Annotated in this window: 9 protein-coding genes; 1 reads left to right on the top strand and 8 read right to left on the bottom strand. The window is 70.9% G+C overall.

Features of this window, described 5'->3' with window-relative positions:
• Positions 1-334 precede the first annotated feature (334 nt).
• Complete coding sequence (locus tag ABZ823_RS19225) at positions 335-2140, top strand: helix-turn-helix domain-containing protein (protein WP_361661278.1); 1806 nt, start codon at positions 335-337, stop codon at positions 2138-2140.
• A 19-nt stretch (positions 2141-2159) separates the two neighbouring features.
• On the opposite strand, the gene ABZ823_RS19230 is transcribed toward ABZ823_RS19225, so the two are convergent.
• The 8 genes from ABZ823_RS19230 to ABZ823_RS19265 all read right to left on the bottom strand — a co-directional run bounded on the left by ABZ823_RS19230 (position 2160) and on the right by ABZ823_RS19265 (position 9166).
• Positions 2160-2516, bottom strand: coding sequence for a hypothetical protein (locus ABZ823_RS19230; RefSeq protein ID WP_361661280.1), 357 nt, complete (start codon positions 2514-2516; stop codon positions 2160-2162).
• 16 nt (positions 2517-2532) lie between these two features.
• Positions 2533-3111 carry a thioredoxin domain-containing protein gene (locus ABZ823_RS19235; protein ID WP_361661283.1) on the bottom strand — a complete coding sequence of 193 codons (579 nt, stop codon included), beginning with the start codon at positions 3109-3111 and terminating at the stop codon, positions 2533-2535.
• A gap of 30 nt (positions 3112-3141) precedes the next feature.
• A complete protein-coding gene (locus ABZ823_RS19240) occupies positions 3142-3795 on the bottom strand; it encodes a dienelactone hydrolase family protein (RefSeq protein WP_361661286.1) in 654 nt (217 codons plus the stop codon).
• 25 nt (positions 3796-3820) lie between these two features.
• On the bottom strand, positions 3821-5836 hold the full coding sequence (locus tag ABZ823_RS19245) for an erythromycin esterase family protein (protein WP_361661289.1): 2016 nt from the start codon (positions 5834-5836) through the stop codon (positions 3821-3823).
• A gap of 58 nt (positions 5837-5894) precedes the next feature.
• Positions 5895-7016: an aromatic acid exporter family protein gene (locus ABZ823_RS19250; RefSeq protein ID WP_361661292.1), complete on the bottom strand. Its 1122-nt coding sequence runs from the start codon at positions 7014-7016 to the stop codon at positions 5895-5897.
• A gap of 56 nt (positions 7017-7072) precedes the next feature.
• Positions 7073-7513, bottom strand: coding sequence for a DUF1931 family protein (locus tag ABZ823_RS19255; RefSeq protein WP_361661295.1), 441 nt, complete (start codon positions 7511-7513; stop codon positions 7073-7075).
• A 333-nt stretch (positions 7514-7846) separates the two neighbouring features.
• Complete coding sequence (locus tag ABZ823_RS19260; RefSeq protein ID WP_361661298.1) at positions 7847-8347, bottom strand: universal stress protein; 501 nt, start codon at positions 8345-8347, stop codon at positions 7847-7849.
• 99 nt (positions 8348-8446) lie between these two features.
• Positions 8447-9166 carry a GntR family transcriptional regulator gene (locus tag ABZ823_RS19265; RefSeq protein ID WP_361661301.1) on the bottom strand — a complete coding sequence of 240 codons (720 nt, stop codon included), beginning with the start codon at positions 9164-9166 and terminating at the stop codon, positions 8447-8449.
• Between the last annotated feature and the right edge of the window lie 273 nt (positions 9167-9439).

Genomic DNA, 9439 nt, shown 5'->3' on the forward strand with positions numbered 1-9439 from the left:
GGACCGCACCGAGGCAAAGTTTCGGCGACCGCCCTGCGCTGCAGGAAGCCGCAGGCCGAACCAGGCGCGCGCCGACGACCGCTCCGAAGAGCAGCCCGTACGGCCCGTACAGCACGTACGGTCCTGCCCCCGGTCCGCCGAGCGGTTCCACAAACCCAGAGTGGCCGCTGGTCCGGGCGCCGCGCCTGCGCCCGGTGGCGTGAAAAGTGAGGGGCCCGGTCGATCCGGGAGGACAAGGCCGCGGCCGCGAGCCGGCGGGATGGGCTCCCCGCAGCGGGGTACTCAAGGGGTGGCCCAGCTGGTTCTCCGACGCCGGTGCGAACGGAGTGGACTCATGGCCGACCGTTCCGCGCATGGACTGTTCCATCGCCTCTCCAGCCCAGAGGAGAGCCGTTACGTCGGCGGCGCTCCCCACCGGGAAGACGAGCAGCACGGATGCGACCGGCTGCCCCGGGACCTCGACCCGAACGGATGCGACCGGCTGCCCCGGGACCTGGACCCGCACGGGTTGCTGGCGCTGTCCCACCAGCTGTTCGGCTGCACGGACGGCAAGCAGATCCTGTGCCTGGCCATGGCCCACGTCAGTTCCCTCGGCCCGTTCCGGGCCGAGGCCGGCTACCTCATGGCCGGTGACAAACTCGTCCGGGCGCCGTCGCACAATGAGCGGGCCGACGACACAGTCGACCGGTCGGTAAGCGAGCTGGCCGAGACCGATGGACCCGTGGCCTTCCCCGAGCGGCGCTGGGGCTGGGCGTTCGCTCTGCGGGAAGCCGATGGCCTGCTCGGCTACCTGGTGCTGTCGTCCCGGCTGCGGCCCGGCCGGCGGGACTGCCTGTTGATCACCACGCTGGTACGGCTGACCTCGGCGGCCCTGTTCCTGGCGGCCGCGCGGCGCCGGCAGCACGACGACGCCCAGGAGCTGAGTCGGTCGCGGGACGAGCGGGCCGCCGTGCTGCGGGAGGTGCACTCCCTGCGATCCGAGCTGCACCACCAGCGATTCGTGTACGAGGCGCTCGCCCATGTCGCGGCGCTGGGCGGGGACGAGGACGCTCTCACCCGTGCCCTGCACGAGCTCACCGGTCTGCCGGCGCTGGTCGAGGACCGGTTCGGGAACCTGCGGTCCTGGACCGGCCCGGGTCGGCCACACCCCTATCCGAGGCCGACCCCTGAGCGCCAGGAGGAAATGCTGCAGCAGGTCGCTCGTGGGACGGGGCCGGTCCGGGTCGGGGACCGCCTGGTGGTCCTGGCTCGGCCCCACGGGGAGGTCCTCGGTGTGCTTTCCGTCGTGGACCCTGACGAGACGGCGGACGAGCGCACCGCATTCGTGCTGGACCACGCAGTGCGGTCGCTCGCCTCGGAGCTGACGCATCAGCGCGACCTGGTCGAGGTAGAGCTGCGGCTGCGGCGACAGCTCCTCGACGACCTGCTGGAGTGCACCGACGAGGCGAGCGCCTACGCCCGGTCCGCGGCCGTCGGCCACGACCTGCACCGGGCGCACTACGTCGTGGTGGTGAGCTGGCGAAGCGGGGCCGCCGACGACTCCTTCACACGGGTTGTCGAACGAGCGGCGATCACGGCGGGTCTGCGACCGCTGGTGACCCGCCGCGACGATCGGGTCGTGCTGCTGACGGAGGTCCATCCGAACGGCGATGCTCTGCATGCGGCACTGACGCGAGAGCTCGGCACACCCTGCGGGGCGATCGGGGTGAGTCCGCGCTGCGACTCCCCGCGCAGCATTCCTCGCCGCTACCAGGAGGCGCTGCGGGCGCTGGAGGTGCGGCAGCACTCGCGCGAACGGATGGGGACGACATTCTTCGACGATCTGGGCTTGTACCGGATCCTGGGGCCCGGCAGCGATTACCGGGAACTCGAAGGATTCGTGCGGGAGTGGCTGGGCCGGCTCATCGACTACGACGCACGACACGGCGCGGACATGGTGGCGACGCTCGCGCAGTACTTCGACTGCGGCGGTAACTACGATGAGACCGCCGCCGCGTTGGCCGTCCACCGCAGCACCCTGCGCTACCGGCTCCAGCGCATCCGCGAGATCGGCGGCCGTGATCTCGCCGACGTGGACACTCGGCTCAACCTCCAGGTGGCGACACGGGTGTGGAAGATCATGCTTGGCGGGCAGGGGTGACCACCCCGTACGGGCGGGCTCAGTCCTGCGCTGAGCCGTTCAGCAGCCCGTGCAGATGAGCGGCGGCCACCTCGATGTCGGCGTAGTCGTTCTGGGCGGCGCGCACTTCGGCGGAGAGCACCGCGCAGCGGTGCACCCGCTCCAGGTCCCCGTAGGGGAACTTGTAGCGGGACTTCGTCTCCTCCCCGTGCTTGTCGTCGACGGCCAGGTGCCATCTGGCGTACGCGTCGATCCCGTGCTCCTCGATGTAGGCGTTCTCCTGTGCCGCCGAGGGCCGGTGCTCGCTCCAGGCGTCCCGGTCGTCCCGGACCACCTGCCCGTCCTGCACCAGCTTCTTCGCGTGGTTGTATCCTCGCTGGTTCAGTGTCACCGCCATGGGGGCTCCTCTCTCGTCAGACCGGGTGGCGCAGCGCGGTCTCCACCGCCGTCACCACCGGTCCCGGGTACGGCGGTACGACGGCGCCCTCGACCAGTACCGTGGGCGTGCCCCGCAGGCCGCGTTCGACGGCCCGCGCGGTCACGTACGGCGGCCAGTCGCGGTGGACGCCGCCGCGCACGCAGGACGCGAATGCGCCGCCCAGCCCGGCCGCCGCGCCGAGGGCGACCAGTTCGTCGTCGCTCAGCCCGGCGCCGCCCTCCGGCGGCTGGTCGGCGAAGAGGGCGTAGTGGTAGTCGACGAACATGCCGTCATCGGCCGCGCAGCCCGAGGCCGCCGCGGCGCGGCTGGAGTACCGGGTGGTGGACAAGTCGTCGAGGATGGCCACCGGATGGTACGTGACGGTGATCCGGCCGTCGGCCACCAGGCGGTCCACCACCGGGCCGGACGCCTCGGCGAACATCCGGCAGTACGGGCACTGGAAGTCGATGTACGCGTCGAGTGCGACCGGCCCGTCCCCGACGACGACGCCGTCGCCGTCCTCGTTGGTGTGGGCCGGTACACGCGCCGGTCTTCTGCTCTTCTGCGGGTACATATGGCTCCTCCTCGGCCGAGTGGGTTGTGCTCACGCCGGGAGATGGCGCTGGAACCACTCCCGTGCCAGGCGCGCCACCCGCTCCAGGGCTCCCGGCTCCTCGAACAGATGCGTGGCCCCCGGTACCAGCTCCAGACGCGTCTCACCGGGGATCCGCCGCATCGCCTCGCGGTTCAGTTCGATCACCTCCTCGTCCAGGGACCCGACGATCAGCAGGGTCGGCTGGCGCACCGTCTCCAGGGACTTCCCCGCGAGATCCGGCCGGCCGCCCCGGCTGACGACCGCGCGGACCGCGTCCGGACGCACCGATGCCGCGACCAGCGCGGCCGCCGCGCCCGTGCTGGCACCGAAGAGGCCGATGCCGGCATCCATGACGGGCTCGTACTCCCGGAGCCAGTCGGCGAGTTCCACCACCCGCGCCGAGAGGATCCCGATGTCGAAACGGAACTCGCCGGTTATGGCGTCCAGCTGTTCCTCCCGCACGGTGAGCAGGTCGGCCAGCACGGTCGCGAAACCCACGGTCTGCAGTTCACCGGCTACGTAGCGGTTGCGCGGACTGTGGCGGCTGCTGCCGCTACCGTGCGCGAACAGCACGGCGCCCTTCGGGTCGTCCGGCACCGTCACGTCCGCCTCGAGCACGACGCCGGCGGCGGGCACCCGTACGCTTTCCATCACCGCGCTCATGGGGCCTCCTCCCGTTGCGGCCGGGTCATACCCCGACCGGATAGGTCTCGGGTGCCTCCCCCTCCGTCCACCTGGCCGTCCGCTCCAGCGGTTCCAGCGCCCGGGTCTCGTCGATGTGGATCACGGCGTCGAACTGGTCCGCCACCCGGGCGCGGAAGTAATGGCTTTGCCGCTCGGTGCGCGGACGGTAGATCACGCCGATGGCCCGCTCCAGCCGCGCCGCGCGCAGTGCTGCGGCCGTGCGGGGCGCGCGGTCGAAGGCGAGCAGGAACTCCTTCTCCCCGACCTCGTGGAACAGCTCCTCGACGCTGTCGGCGAGCCCCGGCCGTACCCGCTTGCGGTCGGCCGGCCCGCCCCAGTCGTCCGCGGCCGTCACCGTGCCGGTGTAGGTCGTGAAGCCGAACAGCCGGCAGTTACGCGGGTGGGTCCCGCGCACCAGCCGTCCGATGTTGAACTCGCCCCGGGACGCGGCCTCGGTGGCCAGCGCGTCACCGATATGGGAGTTGTGCGCCCACACCACGACCTTCGCCGGGCTTCCGCGCCGTCGGCTCAGGTGTTCGACCAGCGCGTCCAGGGTCTCCGCCATGTGCCGGTCGCGCAGGTTCCAGGAGGAGACCTGGCTGCCGAACATCGTGCGGTAGTACTCCGCGGCGTTCGCCACCAGTTGCGCGTTGCGCTGGGCGTGGAACAGCTCGTCCTCGGCGAGCGGCCCGTCGCGGTCCGCGTACTCGCCGGCATGCCGCTGTAGATCGACCAATTGTTCGATCACCTCGCGCTCGCAGGTCTCGCCCGCGCCGAAGGCCGCCTCGAAGCCCCAGGACTGCGCGTCGTCCTCGCCGCCCTGGTAGTGGTCGAAGCAGGAGTAGCGCTCCCGCGCCCGGGCCGCCGCCTGGGGGTCCACGCGCTCGAGGTAGGCGATGACCTCCTCCACGGACCGGTAGAGGCTGTAGAGGTCGAGCCCGTAGAACCCGGCCATGGACGGCTCGTCGCCCTCGTACCGCTCGTTGTGCTGCCGCAGCCAGCCGACGAAGTCCAGCACGGCGGTGTTCCGCCACATCCAGCTCGGGAAGCGCTGGAAGCCGCGCAGGGCCTCCTCGGCGGTCGCGTCGTCGCTTTCGCCGCGCACGTACCGGGTGACGCGGTACGCGTCGGGCCAGTCCGCCTCGGCGGCCACCGCGCAGAAGCCCTTGTCCTCGATCAGCCGCCGGGTCATGTGGGCGCGGGCCTGGTAGAACTCGTGGGTGCCGTGCGACGCCTCGCCGATCAGCACGTACCGGGCGTCGCCGACGAGGTCGAACAGCAGCTCGTCCAGCGGCGCCCCGTCCTCGGTCGGCACGGCCTCGGCGCGAATCGCCGCCACGTCTCCGTCCGGCCGCCCGCCCGTCGCGGCCGCACCGCGCGACGCGGCGCGCAGCAGGTTGCGCACCTCCTCGTCGGTGGTCTGGGCGAAGTCCCAGTACGAGGCGCCGACCGCGAAGAACGGCGTCGGGGTGGTGGCGCACACCACCTCGTCGACGATGTCGGACAGCTCCTGGCAGGTCGCCTCCGGGGCCGCCGGGACGGCGACCACCACGCGGCCCGGCCGGTGGCGGCGCAGGGCATGAAGGGCGGCCCGCATGCTCGCGCCGGTCGCCAGGCCGTCGTCCACCAGGATCACCGTGCGGCCCGCCAGCTCAGGCGGGGGCCGGCCCTCGCGATAGGCCTGCTCGCGGCGGAGCAGCTCACGGCCCTCCCGTTCGGCGGTGGCGCGCACGGTCGCCGGCAGGATGCCCAAGCCGCGGATGACGTCGTCGTTGACGACGAGCACACCGCCGTCGGCGATGGCCCCCATCGCCATCTCCTCGTGACCGGGCACCCCCAGCTTGCGGACGAGGAAGACGTCGAGCGGTGCGTCGAGCCCCATGGCGACTTCGTAGGCCACCGGCACTCCACCGCGCGGAAGTCCAAGGACGATCAGCCCCGGGGCGCCCCGGTGGTGGTCAAGGAGTCCGGCCAGGACCTGACCGGCGTCCCTGCGGTCGCGGAACAGACGATCCTGCATGATCGCTCCTCGTGTCGGGGGCGGTATCCGGTCCCTTCCCTCCCAGTGTCCTGCTCGATCAAGGGGTTCGCGTAGTGGTGCCGAACGCGTCCAGACGCAATGCCGACTCCAGCGAGCTGTCCAACTCCTCGATGATGTGAGCCGCGTTGGCCAGCACCGTTCCGTTGAGCTCCCAGTTGGACGGGTCCTGCGTGCGCAGCTGCGCGGAGGCGCGTTCGCGGACCTCACGTGCCTCCGACAAAGACTGGGCGAGGTCGGCTTCGGCCCGCTCGGCCTCGGCGACCGCCACCGCTGCGGTGACCTTGCCGAAGCGTTCCACGGCGTCGGCGAGGTGGTTCAGCAGCCGATACAGCAGTGCTGCCATCTCCGGGCTGTAGAGAGGCTCGTGCGGTTGCCGTTCACGGCCGAGGTCGCTGAGCGAGCGCAACAGGGTGCGCAGGCTGACCGAACAGCGCTCCAGGCTGTCCAGGCCACTGCGCAGTACCCGCCCGGCGTGGCGTACTGGCCGGGCCCGCGGGTTGAACCGCACGCTCTCCTCCGCTCTCACGAGCTCGCGTTCCACCCGGATGATCTCCCGGTCAAGACGGTGGGCCGAGCGCAGCCAGGCTTCCGTCCGATCCCGGCCGGCCCCGGATTTCACCTGACGGGCCACCTCGCGCAGCAGGCCTGCCATTCTGGTGGCCAGATCCTGAACGGCGTCGCCTGCCGGCTGAACGTATGCCGGCGGCGGAATCACCAGGTTCAGCAGGACGCCGGCCCCAGTGCCGATCAGTGCCTCCGTCAGGTGGTTGAGGGCGTTGGTGGCCGGGTGGATGACACCGAGCACGAGCATGGCGCTGACCGCTACCTCCGGCACCAGGTACCCCAGGTGAAGCAGGTGGCCGACGGTGAGCGAGGCAAAGACCAAAACCCCCAGGCTCCACCAGGTCAAGCCGGCAAGGTTGGTGAAAAAGACAGCGAGCAGCAGTCCGACGATCACGATGACGATGCGTTTGATGCTGGTGACCAGGGTGGCGTAGACGGAGACCTGGACGACGAGCACCGCGGTCAGTGGGGCGAGCAGCGGAGGCCGGTCAGTCGAGAAGCGCAGCGCGACCACATACGCCAGCACGGCGGCCACCGTGGGACGCAGCGACTGGAGGATCACGGGATCGCGCCGCTTCCTGACCAGGTCGAGCACGCGGATGCCGACGGGTGTCCTGACCATGGGGCTCGCCGTCCCGGGATTCCGCACGGTCAGAGCAACAGGTCGAACAGGCTGATGACCTTTTCCCATTCAGGGGTCATGGGGTTCCGGCGTTCCGGGTCGACGATCCTGAAGGAACGCGCCATCGCCACGCTCAGGCCGCCTGCGACGGCCGGCAGCTTGTCCTTGGTCTCCTCGGCGATGGACGCTTCCAGAGCGGGACGAGCGATCATCAGCTCCAGCAGGGGTTTGAGCTCGATCTCTTCGTCGAGGCTCTTGAACACGTGGATGCTCTCTTGCAGTCCTTTGGTGATGGGCAGGTCCTGCGGCTCGATGATGTCGCGGCCGTTGGCCTTCGCCTTCGCCTGGCCGACCAGGAACATGTCATAGATCTTCTGGTCGATGAAGTCGTTGTAACGCTTGACATCGTTCTTGTCGACGGTCAGGTCGGCCGCTGCCCGGAAGAACCGCTCGAACTTGGTCACACCCATGACTGGCACAGTGATCACCTCTTGGAAAACGAGCGGACCGGGCGGCCCGTCGAAAGAACAGCCAGGAAGACGCCGTGTACTCCTGGGAGACGCTCGAATCAGCCGGACGGCCATCGCGCCCTCGGGGAAGACTCCCTGGTGGTCGGTCTCAGAGCCCACTGCCCCCGACGCTCGGAGCTCGCGACACCTCCACCTTCTCTCAGCCTGATCGGTGCGTTCATCGATGGGATGGACCTGGGGGGACGAATTACGCGATCAGGACAGACCTGGGAGGTCGAGGGGAGTCACCGGGTCGGTTCCCCGGATCTCACCCACCCGTCGTGGCAGGGCGCCTCATCGGTGGTGGGGTGGGTGGGGCGGCGCCGGTGGGATGGTCGCGGTGCCAGGTGCGGGTTCGGGCCATACGAGCAGGACCGGGCAGGGGGCGTGGTCGACCACGAAGCGGCCGGCGGGGCCGAGGCTGTGGGGTCCGAGGCGGGTGCGGTCGCCATCGCGGGCGAGGACGAGCAGATCGGCTCCTTCGGCGGCGGACACGACTTCCCGTTCGACGCGGCCGGTGCGTTCCCGCCGGGTGCACGGCCGTCCCAGCCGCTCCGCGGCGGCGGTCAGGAGCTGCTCGCCGGCGGCGGTCGCCAGGTGCTCCAGCGCGGTCCCGGGGTCGCGTGCGGGGTGTGCGCGGCCGAGCAGTCCGGCGTAGGCGCCGTGGGCGGCGCCCGGTGCGCTGGGGTCGGCGACGTGCAGCAGCACGATGTCGGCGTCCTCGGGCGCGTGGGTTCTGGTGGCGTCGACACAGGCGGGCCAGGTGCCTTCAACGATCCAGGCGATGACGGTCACGGTGTTCGGCCTCCGCTCACATGGGGCGAGGCCCACAGTGCCACTCGGGCGACCGTTCCCGCACCCGCGCCGCCGCCGACGGGGCGCCGCCCGACCGGCTCACGCTTCGCCGACGTGCCGTACACCCTCGCCGTGCGCCGCCCACAGGCCGCGGACATGGCCCAGATGCCGCGTCATCACCTTCCGTACGGCCTCCTCGTCCCCGTCCAGCAGGGCGTCCAGGAGTTCGAGGTGCTCCTGCGCCGAGGCGAGCAGGCGGCCGCTCTCCACGAGCGCGGTCAGCCCGTAGAGGCGGGAGCGCTTGCGCAGGTCGCCGACGACCTCGACGAGGTGGGCGTTGCCGGCTAGGGCGAGCAGGCCGAGGTGGAAGCGGGTGTCGGCCTCGACATAGGCGATGAGGTCTCCGGCGGCCGCGGCGGCGACGATCTCCCGCGCGGCCGGCCGCAGGGCCTCCAACGAGACGCGGTCCGCGGTCCGCACCAGCTCGACCGTGGTCGGGATCTCGATGAGGGAGCGGACGTGGGTGTACTCGTCGAGCTGTTTCTCGGAGACGGCGGTCACCCGGAAGCCCTTGTTGGGGACGGTGTCGACCAGGCCCTCCTTGACCAGGTCGAGCATGGCCTCACGCACCGGGGTCGCCGAGACGCCGAAGCGGGCGGCGAGCGTCGGCGCGGAGTAGACCTCGCCGGGGCGCAGCTCGCCCGCCACGAGGGCGGCTCGCAGGGCGTCGGCGACCCGCTCGCGGTAGCTGCTCCTCTTGCCGCCCAGCGTGGGCAGGGCGGGAGGGGCGGACGGCGAACCGGTGCGCGGGGCGGCCATGGGGGTGTCTCCTCGTACGGCACATGCGGGGTGTGGTGCGGGGTGGGACCGGCACCGCACGGCTCGGTGGGAGCCGCTGGTGCAATGTCACGCACCACGAGTATCCCAGGCGGAGCGGACGGGTGGGCGGAGTGGGTGGACTGGGCGGCTCGGGCGGGACTTCGGCGACGGCTAGGGGCAACGCCGTTCAGTTAAGGCGGGGCTGTGGGTGTCAAGGGCTGTTCGTAAGCATGGCGATGCTGATGGTGGCTCTGTAGGTGGTGCGGTCGATGG

The organism is Streptomyces sp. NPDC047079, assembly GCF_040643755.1.
GTDB lineage: Bacteria > Actinomycetota > Actinomycetes > Streptomycetales > Streptomycetaceae > Streptomyces.